The organism is Streptomyces sp. NPDC006259 (genome assembly GCF_042870975.1).
Lineage (GTDB): Bacteria > Actinomycetota > Actinomycetes > Streptomycetales > Streptomycetaceae > Streptomyces.
The window spans coordinates 1412012-1427073 of record NZ_JBIAHY010000001.1 but is presented as its reverse complement, the minus strand read 5'-3'; the positions used below and the strand labels follow the sequence as shown (position 1 = coordinate 1427073).

Annotated in this window: 11 protein-coding genes; 2 read left to right on the top strand and 9 right to left on the bottom strand. The window is 73.1% G+C overall.

Annotated features, from left to right (window positions below; genetic code table 11):
* Positions 1-75: 75 nt before the first annotated feature.
* Positions 76-900, bottom strand: a complete 825-nt coding sequence (locus tag ACFYO5_RS06015; RefSeq protein WP_356569547.1) for an ABC transporter ATP-binding protein — start codon at positions 898-900, stop codon at positions 76-78.
* Between the two features lie 19 nt (positions 901-919).
* Complete coding sequence (locus ACFYO5_RS06010) at positions 920-1837, bottom strand: ABC transporter permease (RefSeq protein ID WP_356569473.1); 918 nt, start codon at positions 1835-1837, stop codon at positions 920-922.
* Positions 1838-2287: 450 nt separating this feature from the next.
* Between ACFYO5_RS06010 and ACFYO5_RS06005 the strand changes: the two genes are divergently transcribed.
* On the top strand, positions 2288-2926 hold the full coding sequence (locus ACFYO5_RS06005; RefSeq protein ID WP_356569475.1) for a TetR/AcrR family transcriptional regulator: 639 nt from the start codon (positions 2288-2290) through the stop codon (positions 2924-2926).
* 206 nt (positions 2927-3132) lie between these two features.
* On the opposite strand, the gene galE is transcribed toward ACFYO5_RS06005, so the two are convergent.
* Positions 3133-4113, bottom strand: coding sequence for a UDP-glucose 4-epimerase GalE (gene galE / locus ACFYO5_RS06000; RefSeq protein WP_388704621.1), 981 nt, complete (start codon positions 4111-4113; stop codon positions 3133-3135).
* A gap of 201 nt (positions 4114-4314) precedes the next feature.
* On the bottom strand, positions 4315-4815 hold the full coding sequence (locus ACFYO5_RS05995) for a MarR family winged helix-turn-helix transcriptional regulator (RefSeq protein WP_388704754.1): 501 nt from the start codon (positions 4813-4815) through the stop codon (positions 4315-4317).
* Between the two features lie 160 nt (positions 4816-4975).
* Between ACFYO5_RS05995 and ACFYO5_RS05990 the strand changes: the two genes are divergently transcribed.
* Positions 4976-5389: an organic hydroperoxide resistance protein gene (locus tag ACFYO5_RS05990; protein WP_356569479.1), complete on the top strand. Its 414-nt coding sequence runs from the start codon at positions 4976-4978 to the stop codon at positions 5387-5389.
* Between the two features lie 6 nt (positions 5390-5395).
* Here the strand turns inward: ACFYO5_RS05990 and ACFYO5_RS05985 are convergent, their stop codons facing one another.
* The 5 genes from ACFYO5_RS05985 to ACFYO5_RS05965 all read right to left on the bottom strand — a co-directional run bounded on the left by ACFYO5_RS05985 (position 5396) and on the right by ACFYO5_RS05965 (position 15034).
* On the bottom strand, positions 5396-6955 hold the full coding sequence (locus ACFYO5_RS05985; protein ID WP_388704618.1) for a hypothetical protein: 1560 nt from the start codon (positions 6953-6955) through the stop codon (positions 5396-5398).
* A 63-nt stretch (positions 6956-7018) separates the two neighbouring features.
* Complete coding sequence (locus ACFYO5_RS05980; protein ID WP_388704752.1) at positions 7019-8296, bottom strand: hypothetical protein; 1278 nt, start codon at positions 8294-8296, stop codon at positions 7019-7021.
* Positions 8297-8298: 2 nt separating this feature from the next.
* Positions 8299-10515 (bottom strand): CDP-glycerol glycerophosphotransferase family protein, encoded by a 2217-nt coding sequence (locus tag ACFYO5_RS05975; protein ID WP_388704616.1) that lies wholly within the window; start codon positions 10513-10515, stop codon positions 8299-8301.
* An 8-nt stretch (positions 10516-10523) separates the two neighbouring features.
* A complete protein-coding gene (locus tag ACFYO5_RS05970) occupies positions 10524-12716 on the bottom strand; it encodes a CDP-glycerol glycerophosphotransferase family protein (RefSeq protein WP_388704614.1) in 2193 nt (730 codons plus the stop codon).
* 65 nt (positions 12717-12781) lie between these two features.
* Positions 12782-15034, bottom strand: a complete 2253-nt coding sequence (locus ACFYO5_RS05965; RefSeq protein WP_388704612.1) for a CDP-glycerol glycerophosphotransferase family protein — start codon at positions 15032-15034, stop codon at positions 12782-12784.
* Positions 15035-15062: the final 28 nt, after the last annotated feature.

The following is a 15062-nucleotide window of genomic DNA, read 5'->3' as shown; positions in this document are numbered from 1 at the left end:
GGTGAGGCTCGGGGGCACCCCCTTCCCTTGCACCGTGGGCGTGGGCGTGGGCGTGGGCGTGGCGTGGGACGGGCGTCAGGCCTTCGCTGCGGCCGGGCGCGGCTTCTTCCTGGGCTCCGTGAAGGCCTCGTACTCCTTGAGGACCTCCTCGGTGGGGCCGTCCATGCGCAGCTCGCCGCGCTCCAGCCACAGCACCCGCTCGCAGGTCTCGCGGATCGATCCGTTGCTGTGGCTGACCAGGAAGACCGTGCCGGCGTGCTCGCGCATCGCGCGGATGCGGTCCGCCGACCGCTGCCGGAACTTCGCGTCACCGGTGGCCAGCGCCTCGTCGATCAGGAGGACGTCGTGGTCCTTGGCCGCGGCGATGGAGAACCGCAGCCGGGAGCCCATGCCGGAGGAATACGTGCGCATGGGCAGGGAGATGAAGTCGCCCTTCTCGTTGATGCCCGAGAAGTCGACGATGTCCTGGTAGCGCTCCTTGATCTGTTCCCGGGTCATGCCCATGGCCAGGCCGCCGAGGTAGACGTTGCGCTCGCCGGTCAGGTCGCTCATCAGGGCCGCGTTGACGCCGAGGAGGGACGGCTGGCCGTCGGTGTAGATCCTGCCGTTCTCCACCGGCAGGAGGCCCGCGACCGCCTTGAGCAGGGTCGACTTGCCCGAGCCGTTGGTGCCGATCAGGCCGATCGCCTCGCCCTTGTACGCCACGAAGGAGACGTTCTTGACGGCGTGCACCGTGCGCACGCCCGCCGCCTTCTCGGTCTTCTTGCGGCGCACGATGCGGTTCAGGGCGGCGGTGGCGGAACCACGGCCGCCGGTGGTGCCGTTGACGCGGTAGACGATGTCGACGTGGTCGGCGATGACGGTGGGGACGGGCTCGTCGGCGGTGCCGGTGCCGGTCATGTCGGTGAACGGTGCGTTGTCAGCCACGGCCGTACGTCTCCTCAGCCTTCCAGAAGTAGATGAAGCCGCCGACGCCCGCCAGCAGCGCCCAGCCGACCGCGGTCGCCCATACGTGCGGCGGGAGGTTGTCGGCGTGGAAACTGTCGATCAGCGCGAACCGCATCAGGTCGATGTAGATGGCCGTCGGGTTGGCCCGCAGCACGTCCGCGACCCAGGACGGCAGGTCGCTGTGCTTGCTGAGCAGGATGTCGATGCTCCACATCACGCCCGAGACGTACATCCATGTGCGCAGGACGAACGGCATCAGCTGGGCGATGTCCGGGGTCTTCGCGCCGAGGCGCGCCAGGATCATCGAGACGCCCGCGTTGAAGGTGAACTGCAACAGTAGCGCCGGGATCGCCAGCAGCCAGGAGACGGCCGGCGGCACCCCCACGACGAGCAGGATCATCACCAGGGCGGCCATCGAGAACAGCAGCTGTTGCAGCTGCTGGAGACAGAACGAGATCGGCAGCGCGGCCCGGGGGAAGTGCAGCGCCCGCACCAGACCGATGTTGCCCGAGATCGCCTTGGTGCCCGCCATGATCGAACTCTGGGTGAACGTCCAGATGAACACACCCGTCACCAGGAACGGGATGTAGTCCGGGACGTTCTTCTTGGTCTGGAGCAGGACGCCGAAGATGAAGTAGTACACGGCCGCGTTCAGCAGCGGGGTCATCACCTGCCAGACCTGGCCCAGCCTCGCCTGGCTGTACTGCGAGGTCAGCTTCGCCGTGGCGAACGCGGTGATGAAGTGGCGGCGCGCCCACAGCTGCCGGATGTACTCGGGCAGGGAGGGGCGGGCGCCGCTGACCGAGAGGCCGTGCCGGGCCGCGAGGGCCGCGAGGTCTTCATGGGCCTCGGCCCGCGCCTGGGGCGGTGTGTGGAGGACCTGACTCACATCCGCTGCTTTCACTCGGGGGTGGGGGTGCGTGCGTCCGGCTGTCCCGCCGCGGGCCGGCGTTTCCTTACACTTCTCATCACGTTTTCTTACGTCGGGACGGCACCGTATCGTCGCAACGTGAGCGTAGGCCGAGTGGGCGTCGGAACGCAACCGTTTCGTCGTCACGGCGGTGTGGTTCCGTTGCGGCGGCGAGACCGTTCCGACGCGGCGGCGAGACCGGGGCGACGCCGGGACGAGACGGATCCGTCGCCGGGACGAGACCGTAGCGTCCCGACGCTGGACCGTGAGGCCGGGTACGCGCCCGTGGCCAGGCCGGCACGGGCGCGACGCCGGGACGGCAGGGGCGGGACGTCGGCTCGGCACGGGCGGCGTCGCCAGGACGGCACTGTTTCGTCGCGACGACACGACGAATTGCGTAAGGACGGGCCCGTATCGTCGTCTCGCCCTATGCTGGTCGGCATGACGACGAACGCCGACGGGCCCCAGACGCGTCCTCGCCGCCGGACCCCCGCGGGAGCGGCCGTGCTCCGCGAGGACGTGACGGAGGCCATCCGCGCGGCCGTGTTCGAGGAGCTGGCGACCGTCGGCTACGCGCGGATGTCCATCGAGGGCATCGCCCGCCGTGCCGGAGTGGGCAAGACCGCCGTGTACCGGCGCTGGCGCTCCAAGCTGCACCTCGTCCTCGACATCGTCTCGGCGATGGCCGTCCAGGGCCTGCCGGCCCCGCAGACCGGCAGTCTGGAGGGCGACCTGCGGGTGCTGTACGAGGTGACGTCACGGGCGCTGCGGCATCCGGTGGCCTCGCAGATCATCCCCGACCTCCAGGCCGAGGCGGCCCGCAACCCGGAGATCGCCGAGGCCATGCAGAAGGCTCTCCGAGACGGACAGGAGGGCGTCGCCCTGAAGATCGTGGCGGCGGCGGCGCAGCGCGGCGAGGTGCGCGGAGAGCTGGACGACGAGTTGGCGCTCGACCTGATCTCCGGTCCCCTCTACTGGCGTTCGGTCGTGATCCGCAGCCCCAAGCTGCCCAAGGGCTATCTGGGCGCACTGGCGCGGGCGACCGCCGAGGCGATCAAGGCGCTGTGAGTGGAGGGGCGGGCACGCCGTAACCCGGCTGCCCGCCACCCTGGCCCGCCACCCTGGCCCGTCGCCCGTCGCCCGTCGCCCCCGGTCCGGCCCGCGTCCCTCGCCGTCGCCCGTCGCGCCCACGCCGGCCCGTCCCCGCCGCCGCCCTCCTCTCCCACTACGTCGAGGAGTCTCCGCGGCGGGGTTGGCCGGCGGTCCCGGAGCCGTCACACCCGAGCCGCCGCCGGGTGCTGCCGTACCCAGCCCTCCCAGGCCGAGGTGATCATGTCCTGGACGTCGAGCTTGGCCTTCCAGCCCAGTTCCGCGGCGATGCGGTCGGCGGAGGCGACCACGCGGGCCGGGTCGCCGGGGCGGCGCGGGGTGACCGTCGGGGGGCGGTCGTAGCCGGTGACGGCGTTGACGCGGTCGATCATCTCGCGGACGGAGACGCCCTCACCGCGGCCGATGTTGAGGGTGAGGTCCTGCCCGGAGGAGGCCTTCAGGGCGTGCGCGGCGGCGACGTGCGCCTCCGCCAGGTCGACCACGTGGATGTAGTCCCGCACGCAGGTGCCGTCGGGCGTGGGGTAGTCGTCGCCGAAGATGCGGGGCGCGGCGTCCTGGGTGAGGCGTTCGAACACCATGGGCACCAGGTTGGACACGCCGGTGTCGGCCAGCTCGGGGCCGGCCGCGCCCGCCACGTTGAAGTAGCGCAGCGAGGCCGTGGACAGGCCGGCGGCCCGTCCGGTCGCGCGGACCAGCCACTCCCCGGCCAGCTTCGTCTCGCCGTAGGGGGAGATCGGCGCGCACGGGGTCTCCTCCGTCACCAGGTCGACGTCCGGCATGCCGTAGACGGCGGCCGAGGAGGAGAACACGAACGACGGGATCTCGGCGGCGGTGACCGCTTCCAGGAGGACGCGCAGCCCCTCCACGTTCTCCCGGTAGTAGTGCAGGGGCCGGTGCACCGACTCGCCGACCTGCTTCTTCCCCGCCAGGTGGACGACCCCGGTGACGGCGTGTCCGGCGAGGGTGCGGGAGAGCAGCGGACCGTCCAGGGTCGAGCCCACCACGAGCGGCACACCGGGCGGCACGCGCTCGGCGACGCCGGTGGACAGGTCGTCGTAGACCACCGCGCGCTCGCCCGCCTCGGCCATCGCCCGTACGACGTGCGCCCCGATGTAGCCGGCACCACCGGTGATCAGCCAGGTCATGTCCTGGTCCCCCCTCGTCGGTGAGTGGCGCGTCCGCCTGGTGAGTGGTCGATTTCACGGGAAAGAATCCATGATGACCCGCGATGACCCATGATGACCCCACCTGGGGTCGTCTCACAGTGAAGCAGGCGCCCGGCACTCCCGCAGGGCCCGTGGACAACCCCCGAGCGCCGGCGATCTCTCACGGACCGGCCGCCCCGCTCACCCCCCGTCGCCCAGTTCCTCCTGTCGGGCGGCCCCGTCCAGCGCGGTGGTGAGCTGGTCCAGGCGGGTGCGCAGCTCGCCGATCTCGTCCAGGCCGAGGCCGGTCGCGGCGACGATCCGGCGTGGCACCCGCAGCGCCCGCTCGCGCAGAGCCGTGCCCTCCTCGGTGAGCCGGACCTCCACCGAGCGTTCGTCGCGGGCGCTGCGCTCGCGTCGCACCAGGCCCGCCGACTCCAGCCGCTTCAGCAGCGGAGAGAGCGTGCCGGAGTCCAGCCGCAGGTGCTCGCCCAGCTTCTTGACGGGCAGTTCGCCCTGCTCCCAGAGGACGAGCATCACCAGGTACTGCGGGTAGGTCAGCCCGAGGTCCCTCAGGATCACGCGGTAGACGCCGTTGAAGGCGCGCGAGGCGGCCTGGAGGGAGAAGCAGATCTGGCTGTCCAGGCGGAGCCAGTTCTCCTCCGGGCCGCCGGTGGCGGCGTCGGCGGCGGGGGTCGACATCGGGGTCATGCCTCCAGGGTAGCTCTTGTCAGCCATTTAGTTGTGCGCAATTTAATTGTGTGCTCTACTTGTCGTCGTGAGGCCGCCCCGACGCGAACGGCGTGAGGGCGGGCCACGACGGACACCCCGAACACGGACTTCCGAGAAGGATGGTTCAGCCATGGACGCGCTCTACACCGCAGTCGCCACCGCCACCCACGGCCGCGAGGGCCGCGCCGTCTCCTCCGACGGCAGGATCGACCTCGGCCTGGCCATGCCGGTGGAGCTGGGCGGCGACGGCCAGGGCACCAACCCCGAGCAGCTCTTCGCCGCCGGGTACGCGGCCTGTTTCGGCAGCGCCCTCGGCCTGGTCGGCCGGCAGGCGAAGGTCGACCTGTCCGACGCCGCCGTGACCGCCGAGGTCGGCATAGGCAAGCAGGGCGAGGGCTTCGGCCTCAAGGTCGCCCTCCGCGTCGAGCTGCCGGACAGCGTGGACGAGGCGACCGGCCGCAAGCTGGTCGAGCAGGCCCACCAGGTCTGCCCGTACTCCAACGCCACCCGCGGCAACATCGAGGTCGACCTCGTCATCGAGTGACCGCCGTCACGGAGCGACCCGCGCCAGGACCTCACCCGTCTCCCGGCTCCACGCCACCACCACGGCCTCCTCGGGCACCCGGTGCCAGCGCGTGAGCAGCAGCCAGCGGACGCGGTGACGGCGGACGATCGCCGACCGCTCGGCGCGGGTCGACTCCGGGGCGAGATAGGCGCGCACGTCCGCCAGCCGCCGGAGCCGCTCCCGCTCGTCCAGGGCCGTATCCGGCCAGGCGGGGGCGGCGAGGTTCGGCCCGTACCCGGCGATCATGTGGACGGCGTAGTACCCGTCGGCGATCACCACCTCGCCGGGCGCCATGTACCGGGCGGCCCAGTCGTACGCCGGCCACCGCGGCGGCTGTGCGAAGCCGACCGGGTCCACCGCGCGCGGGACCACCGCCCCGGCCTGCACCGTGAGGAAGCCGACGCAGGCCGCGACCGCCGCGACCGCCCCCAGCACCCGCCGCCCCGCGCCCCACGGCCGGGGCGCCGCCAGTTCCACCGCGAGCGCGAACTGGAGCGGCACGAGGGTGAGCCCGAGGATCCGCCCGTAGGTGTAGTGGCCGCTGACCCAGCCGTACGCCACCACCAGCAGGTCCAGGGCGAACATCAGCACGAGCGGATCGCGGAGGCCGTTCCTGCGGCCCCGCAGCCACAGCGCCGGTACGCCCAGCAGCGCCAGCCAGAAGTGCCCCGCGAGACCCTCGTACAGCCGCCGGTGCATCGCGTCGACACTGCCGTCGCCGACCAGCGCGAACACGTCGAAGTACGGCCAGGCGACGGCGACCGGCAGAGCCGTCGCACCGGTGAGGGCCCAGCGCAGCACCACCGCCGGGCGCCGTCCGCGCTGGCGGCCCGCCACGAGCGCCACACCCCCGGTCACCGCCGCGACCGCCGTGATCGGGTGCACCAGAACGATCACCGCGTACAGCACGCCCAGCGCCGCGTACCCGGCGAAACCGCGCAGCCCGTTCGGGCCCACGAACCGCACCGCCCGCGCGTCACGCGCGCGCGTGGCCGTCCACGCCCACGCCCAGAACGCCAGCCCGATGGCGAACGTCGAGGGATAGCCGAGGTTGCCGGTCATCGACATCAGGTTGAGATAGCCGCTCCACCAGGCCCGTTCGGTGCCCCACAGCAGGGTCATCGCCGCCAGTGCCAGCACCGGCGCCCACGGCCGCGGGGTCAGCACGCGCGTGAAGCGGCCGATCCCGGTCAGCAGCACCGCCAGGTTCACCGGCCCGGCGACCCGCAGCACCTCCCAGCCCGACAGCCCGGTCAGCCGCGCGAACACTCCCTGCGCCACCGCGTACGGCGAGTAGTAGGGGCTGCCCGCGCCCGGCAGGTCGCCCGTCGGGTGGCGCGGGTCGAACAGGTCGGCCCGCAGCCGCTCGACGACCGCGGCGTGCTGCCCCGCGTCGCAGCACAGCGGCACCCGCCAGTACGCCAGCGACATCACCAGCCAGAACAGGAGTCCGAAGACCTGGTACGGGGTCGGACGCCGGCCACGCCCGCCGTGCAGCGCCGTCGCGCCGCGCACGGGACGCCGGGTCAGGACGGCGACGCTCATCGGACCAGAACAAAGAGGGGCATTGGCGGTATGTTCCCGCCCGCGTCAACGGCCTTACGTCCGTCACCTCATCGAGTGAGCAAGATCGGCCCGTTCCTGCGCCGGCAGGGCCACCCGGCCCCGCACCAGCGGCTCCAGCAGCAGGGGCAGTCCCAGCACCGGCAGCAGCCACGCCAGCACGATCAGCCGGCCGCCCCAGATGGCCATGTCGGGGTGCCCGGCCTGGGTGAGGACCCCGGTGGACGCGGCGGCGACCACCAGCACCCCGAACGCCCGCCGCGGCCCGCGCAGCGCCCCCCACGCCCCGGCCGCCAGCGCCGCCAGGAACAGCGGCTCCCACAGTTGCCGGCGCAGCCACTCCGGCCAGAACCGCTGCTGCAACTGCCAGAACTCCGCCCACGGGCGCTCCCGGTCCGGCCGGGCGAAATGGTGGGTCAGCAGGTCCTGAAGGCTCTCGGACTGGGACGGATGGCGCAGCAGCGCCGCGAGCAGCAGCGTCCCCACCGCCCCGCAGGCCCCTGTCACCGCCACCGCCACGACCCCGCGCCCCACCGGCCGGCCGCGGCGCCGACGCCGTACGGCGATCAGCGCGCCCGCGGCCGCCAGGGTCAGCCCGAGGAACAGGGCCTGCGAGTGCTTGACCGTGAACAGGGCGGCGAGCGCGCCGCCCACCAGCCACACCCCGGCCCGCACCCGCCCGTCCAGGGCCAGCGCGCCGCCCCACACGGCCACGAGCGTCAGCGCGAGCAGCAGGCCCTCCGCCATCGGCCGCATGGCGGTCGCGCCGCACGGCAGGACGTAGTAGAGGGCCTGCCCGGTCAGGCAGACGCCGGCCGGTGCGCGCAGGCTGCGCAGGACGAGGAGGACCAGCACCCCGCCGGCCACCGTCGCCACCACACCCGCCGCCCACATGCCCCACTCCACGCCGAACACGGCGAGGAACGGCACGAGGAACACCGGATAGCCCGGCCGCGCCTCGAAGATCCGCATGAAGCGGTCCGGCATGAACGGCACCGTGTGCCCGCCGGTCTGCCCCGCGGCCAGCCGCGCCCCGACGTTGCGCCACTCCCGCTCCCGGCACCGGGCGAACACCTCGGCGCTCGGGTCGGCGCGGTGGAACCGCACCACGTCCACGCTCTGCCGCCGGGCCGCGATCGACGCCTCCCCCTCGCACGCCCAGTCGATGGCCGCGGCCGCCGCCCGGTGCTTGCCCTCCCCGCGCAGACTCAGCGCGTAGGACAGGTAGTTCTTGCTGTCCGGGGTGGACCGGCCGGTGACGTTCGCGAGCTGGATCAGCGCGTACACCACGGCCAGGACGAGGACCCAGGCGCGCGGGCGCAGCCTCACCTGGAGGCCAGCACGTCGCCCGCGACGGCCGGGGCGGGCACCCGGAGCGTGGCGGGACCGGTCATCTCCTCGCCCAGCAGCAGCGTCCGGACGACCCGCTCGGCGGCCCGCCCGTCGTCGAACACGCAGAACCGTTCCCGGAACACGGCGCGCAGCCGCGCCGACTCCTCGTCGCGCCAGCCACCCGAGTTCATCAGCCGGACCAGCTCCGGATAGCCGCGCGAGACATGGCCGGGCGCCTCGGCGGTGATGTCGAAGTAGGTGCCCCGGCTCGCCGTGTACGCGCCCCAGTCGTCGGCGTGCACCACGATCGGCCGGTCCAGGTTGGCGTAGTCGAACATCAGGGCCGAGTAGTCGGTGACCAGCACGTCCGAGGCGAGCATCACGTCCTCGACGTCCGGGACGTCCGTGGCGTCGACGACGATCCCGCGCCGGTGCAGGTCGGAGAGGCCCGTCCCGCGCGCGTGCCCGGTCGCCAGGGAGGGGTGCAGCCGCACCACCAGGGTGTGGCCCTCGCCGAGGTCGGCGGCGAACCGGGCCAGGTCGATCCGGTCGACGTGGCCGCCGCGGACGTACTCCCGGCGGGTCGGCGCGTACAGCACGACCGTGTGGTCCGCGGGGATGCCGAGGCGGGCGCGGACCCGCGCCCCGGCCTGCGCGTCGGCGGTCACGAGCACGTCGTTGCGCGGACTGCCGGTGCGCGCCGAGGCGAAGTGGCAGGGGTAGGCCCGCTCCCACACCAGCTCGGAGTACGGGTTGGCGACCAGGCTGTGGTCCCAGCGGTCGGCGCGGCGCAGCATCTGCGGCACGTCCACCCCGTACCGGGCACCGGGCCGGTCCAGCAGGTCGGCCGCCATGTACTTGAGCGGGGTGCCCTGATGGGTGTGGATGTGGACGCTGCCGGGCCGCTTGGCGAGCGTGCCGGGCCAGTTGACGTTGTTGACGAAGAAGCCGGCCCGTGCGGTCACCCGGCGGTAGGCGGGGGAGTCCAGCAGCACGTGCTCGACCCCCTCGGGGAGCCCCGCCGCCGTCTCCTCGTCCCGTACGACCCACACCCCGCGCAGGTGCGGGGCGATCTCGCGCGCCTTGCGGTACACGGCGCCCGGATCGCCGAGCACGCCCCGGTGCGAGAACGCCGAGTACACCACCAGCCGCGGATCCAGCGGACGCCTGGCCTGCACGGCGCCCACGCCCCGGCGTACGCGCCCGGCGGCCGACCCGCGCGCCTGCGCCGCGCGCCGGGCGAGTTCCCGCCCCGCCCGCCCGCCCTGCCGCCGGACCACGTAGGCGGCGTACGGCCCTCGCAGCACCCGCAGTCCGGCGGGCACCGGCTCGCCCGCCGGACGGTGCCGGGCGAACAACTCGGCCGTACGGCGGAAGAACTCGCCCCGGTCGCGGGGGGGCAGCCGGTCCGGCTTGGCGAGGATGTCCAGACAGTGCTCGCCCATCTTGCGGTGCAGGTAGGGCCGCCAGCTCGCCAGCTCGGGACGGGAGTCGACGAAGGCGAAGACCCGCTCGTACTGGTCGTGGATGTCGAAGTGCTTGCGGCTGGTGGTGGACAGGATGTTGCCCTGGCGGCGCTGGCGGTAGTTCAGGCAGATCCGGTCCAGCGTGGCGACGCGCCGCGCGCTGAGCATGACCGGGAAGGTCCAGGGGGTGTCCTCGTAGTAGCCGGGCGGGAAACGGAAGCCGTTCTCCTCGACGAAGTCCCGCCGGTACACCTTGTTCCACACGACCATCAGCAGATCGAGGATCTCCGGGTGCTCGGCGGCCGTGAACGCGGCGTCGCCGCAGTCGGCCAGGACGTGCGCGAGGGCGTTGCGGCGGGTGCCGCCCCACCAGTAGGTGCGCGCGTAGTCGAAGACCAGCACGTCGGGGTCGGCCACCTCGTCGAGGCGGTCGGCCATGGCGCGCAGGGCGCCCGGGGTGAGGGTGTCGTCGCTGTCGAGGAAGAACAGGTAGTCGCCGCTCGCGTGCGGCAGGCCCGCGTTGCGGGCGCGGCCGAGGCCGACGTTCTCCGGCAGGTGCAGGACCCGTACCCGGTCGTCGCGGGCCGCGTACTCGTCGAGGATCGCGCCGCAGCCGTCGGGCGAGCGGTCGTCGACGGCGATCACCTCGAGATCCCGGTACGACTGCTCCAGGACCGAGTCGAGGCACTCGCGCAGGAAGCCCTGCACCTTGAAACAGGGGACGATGATGCTGAAGCGGGGCACTGCGGGAGTCAGCTCCTTACGAGGGTGGACGCGGCGGGGGCGGGGACGCGCTCGGCGAGCGGCCGCACGGGTGGGATCGCCTCCGCCGGCTCGCCGAGCAGCACCCGGCGCACCACGCGCTCGGCGGCCCGGCCGTCGTCGAACTGGCAGAAGCGGGTCCGGAAGGCGTTCCTGAGCGACCGGGACGCGTCCGAGGCGTACGAACCGTCGGCGAAGACGCGGGCCAGCTCCTCGGGCGTGCGGGCGACCGGACCGGGCGGGGCCGCCATCAGGTCGAAGTACACGCCCCGCGTCTCGGTGTAGACGTCCCAGTCGTCGGCGTACACGACGATCGGGCGGTCCAGGTTGGCGTAGTCGAACATGATCGACGAGTAGTCGGTGATCAGCGCGTCGGCGGCCAGGCAGACGTCCTCGGAGGAGCGGTGCCCGGTCACGTCGATGATCCGGCCGGAGCCGTGCCGTACGCCCCGGTCGTAGAAGTAGTGCGCCCGCAGCAGCACGACGACGTCCTCGCCGGCCGCCTCGCAGAACGCCTCCAGGTCCAGGCCCGCGTCGAAGCCCGTCCGGTGGTCGCGGTGGGTGGGCGCGTACAGCACGGCCGTCCTCCCCTCCGGGACGCCCAGCTCCCGCCGGACGCGGGCGACGTCCTCGGCGGTCGCCGTGCAGAAGACGTCGTTGCGCGGATAGCCGTACTCCAGATGCTCGTACGAGCCGGGGAAGGCGCGCTCCCACATCTGGGTGGAGTGGGTGTTGGAGGACAGGTTGTAGTCCCAGCGGTCGACGCGGCCCAGCAGTTTGGCGAAGCTGCCGGTCGCCGCCGCCACCACCGGGTACGTCGACTGGTCGACGCCCATCTTCTTCAACGGGGTGCCGTGCTGTGTCTGCACATGCACGCTGCCCGCGCGCTTGACCACGCCCTCCGCGAAGTTCGCGTTGTTGACGAGGTACTTGGCGCGGGCGAGGAGCTGCCAGGCGCGGCGGCTGCCGATCACGGCGTGCTCCACCCCCGGCGGCATGGTGTGCGCCTGGTCGGGCTCGACGAGGAACACCGAGCGGATGTGCGGGGCGAGTTCGGCGACCTTGGCGTGGATCGCGGCGGGGCTGCACGCGTAACCCCGGCCCCAGTACGCGCAGTACACCGCCAGGTCGGGGTCGATGCGCCGGCGCAGCTGGAGCCGGTAGTGGAGGCGGGTGCGCAGTCCGCGGGGGCGCGGGATCCGCTGGACGGCCGCCGACGCCTTCCGGTTGGCGTCCCGCAGCGCGCGGAAGGCGGTGTACGCCCCCGCCGCCAGCAGCCGGTGCTGCACCCCCAGGCTGCCGCCCGGCCGGCGGAACCCGGCCGGCCGGTGGCGCCGGTACAGCGCGGCCGCCCGGCGGAAGAACGCCCGGCGGCCGGCGGCGGGCAGCCGGGCCGGGTGCGCGGCCGTCTTCAGGACGGCGGCGAACAACTGGGCGAACAGGGCCCCGGTGAAGCCGCGTTCGGCGGCCCTGGTCAGCACCAGATCCGTCTGCTCCAGCAGGTCGGCGTGGTGCTCGCCCGGCAGGTTCAGCCGGCTGCCCTGGCGCCGCAGCAGATGCCGTACGACGACGCGGCGCAGCACCGCGGCCCGCTCGGCGTGCACGGTGACCAGGCCGCCGAAGCCGACGTCCGTGAAATGGCCCTCCGGGAAGGCCAGTTCGTGCGCGGTGAGGAAGGAGCGCCGGTAGGCCGCGCTCCACACGGGCAGCTGTACGCCGCTCACCTCGGGGACCTCGGCGGGCGCGAAGGCACCCCCGGGGGCCTTCGCGAACAGCGGGGCCGCCGGGTTGGCCGGCTCGCCCTCCCACCACGGGACGCGCTCGTGCTCGGCGTACAGGACGTCCACCTCGCCCGTCTCCGCCAGCCGGGCGTCCAGCGCGGTCAGCGCGCCCGGCACGAGGGTGTCGTCACCGTCGAGGAACAGCAGGTACGCGCCGGTCGCCGCCCGCGCCCCGGTGTTGCGCGCTCCCGCGAGCCCCGCCGACGGTGGCGAGAACACCGGGGTCACCCGGCTGTCCCGCGCGGCGTACCCGGCGGCGACGGCCGCCGCCGGGACGTCCGGCGCGTCGCAGACCGGGATCAGCTCGAAGTCGCCGAAGGACTGGCCGAGGACGGAGTCCAGCGCCAGGGACAGCCGGCCGGCGACCCCGTGGGAGGGAACGATGATGCTGAAGCGGGGCATGCTGCTCTTTCTGTGTCTGGCTCGGTCGGGTTCGGGCGGGGTGCCGGCACCTGGTGCCGCGGCTCCTAATGGCTGGTGACCCGAGGGCCCGAGGGCTGCGGCACGGTGCTCAGCGCGGGCCGCGTCTGTGCCGCCGCCGCCGACGGCACGGGACGGCGCTCGGCGAGCGGCACCACGGGCGGCAGCTCCGTCTCGCCCAGCACGACCCGCCGTACGACGCGCTCGGCGGCGCGTCCGTCGCCGTACGGGCAGAACCGCTCGCGGAACGTGGCGCGCAGCTGGGCCGAGCGGGAGCCGTGCCAGTGGCCGGTCGCGAAGATGTCGACCAGTTCGTCCTCGGTGCGGGCGACCGCGCCCGGCGGGAAGGCGCGCACGTCGAAGTAGGTGCCGCGGGCCGCCTCGTAGGCCTCCCAGTCACCGGCGTGCACGACGATCGGGCGGTCCAGGTCGGCGTAGTCGAACATGATCGACGAGTAGTCGGTGACCAGGGCGTCCGAGGCCAGGCAGAGGGATTCCACACTCGGGTGGCCGCTGACGTCGATGACCCTGCCGCCGGCGGGCAGGGCGGCGGGCTGCCAGTAGTGGGCGCGGGCCAGGATCACGAAACGCGGGCCCAGCCGGTCCACCAGCCGCTCCAGGTCGAGGGCGGCGTGCTGGGTGCGGCGGTAGTCGCGGTGGGTGGGGGCGTACAGGACCGCCACCGTGTCGCGGGGGATGCCCAGCTCCTCGCGCAGCCGGGAGACATCCTCGGCGGTGGCCCGCTGGAAGACGTCGTTGCGGGGATAGCCGTACTCCAGGGTGGTGTAGCCGCCGGGGTAGACGCGTTCCCAGGTGAGGGTGGTGTGGCGGTTGGCGGACAGGACGTAGTCCCACTTGTCGACGCCCCTCAGCAGCTCCGCGAAGTCCATGTCACGGGCGGCCGCGGGGCGCTCCTGGAGGTCGAGGCCCATGTGCTTGAGCGGTGTGCCGTGCTGGGTCTGCACGAAGACCTGGCCGGGGCGCTTGACCAGCCGGCGGTCGAAGTTGACGTTGTTCACCAGGTACTTGGAGCGGGCCAGCGCCGTCCAGTAGGCGGCCGTGCCGGGCCGCAGCGGGCGCGGGCCCGGCGGGACGGCGTGCTGGTGCTCGGGGCGGGCGATCCACGCCGTGCGCACCTGCGGGGCGAAGGCGCGGAACGCGCTCTCCAGCGCGCCCGGGTTGCAGCCGTGGCCGCGGCCCCAGTAGGCGGCGAAGACCGCCCGGTCGGCGCGCAGCGGGAGCCGCAGCTGGATCCGGTAGTGGACCTGGAGACAGGCGGCCTTGAGGGCGCCGCCGAGTCGCGCGGCGAGCCCGCCGACGCGGCGGCGCAGGGTCGCGGCCGCCTGGAGCGTGCGGTAGGTGCGGTGCAGACCGAGGTGGACGAGGCCGTGGCGCACCCGCGAGCGCAGCGGGACGGGCGCGCCGGGCGTGCGGTAACGGCGGTAGTGGGCGCGGGCCAGGCGCAGGAACTCGCCGCGCGAACCGCGCGGCAGCCGGTCCGGCATGGTGAACACCGTCGTCAGGTGGTCGACCATGCGGCGGAACAGCACCGGCCGCCAGTGCGCGAGTTCGGGCCGCTGGTCGATGAACGCGAACACCCGGTCGTACTGGTCGAGGACGTCGAAGTGCCGGCGGCTGGTGGTGGACAGGATGTTGCCGCCGCGGCGCCGCCGGTAGTGGACGCAGACCCGGTCCAGGGTCGCGATCGACCCGGCGGCCATCAGCGCCGGATAGGTCCACGGCGTGTCCTCGTAGTAGCCGGGGGGGAAGGTCAGGCCGGTCCGCTCGACGAAATCGCGCCGGTAGGCCTTGTTCCAGGCCACCATCAGCACCCTCAGCAGCCCCGGCCGGTCCTCCAGCCGGAAGGGCGCCGGGCCCCGCTCGGTGAGCTGCTCGGCGAACCGGTTGCGCTCGGTCTCACCCGTCCAGAACGCGGTCGCGTAGTCGTACACCAGGACGTCCGGCTCGCCGGTGTTCTTCAACCGGTCGGCGATCGCGCGCAGCGCGTCCGGGGTGAGCGTGTCGTCGGAGTCGAGGAACAGCAGGTAGTCGCCGGTGGCCTGGGCGAGACCCGCGTTGCGCGCCCGTCCCAGACCGGCGTTCTCCGGCAGGTGCAGGGCGCGCACGCGGGGATCGCGGGCCGCGAACTCGTCGATGATCTCGCCGCACGCGTCCGGCGAACCGTCGTCGACGGCGATCAGTTCGAAATCGGTGTACGACTGCGACAGCACGGATGCCAGGCACTCGTGCAGGTACGCCTGAACCTGGTACGCGGGGACGATGACACTGAACCTGGGCAAGGGACATCCATGGGTCGGCGCGGACGAC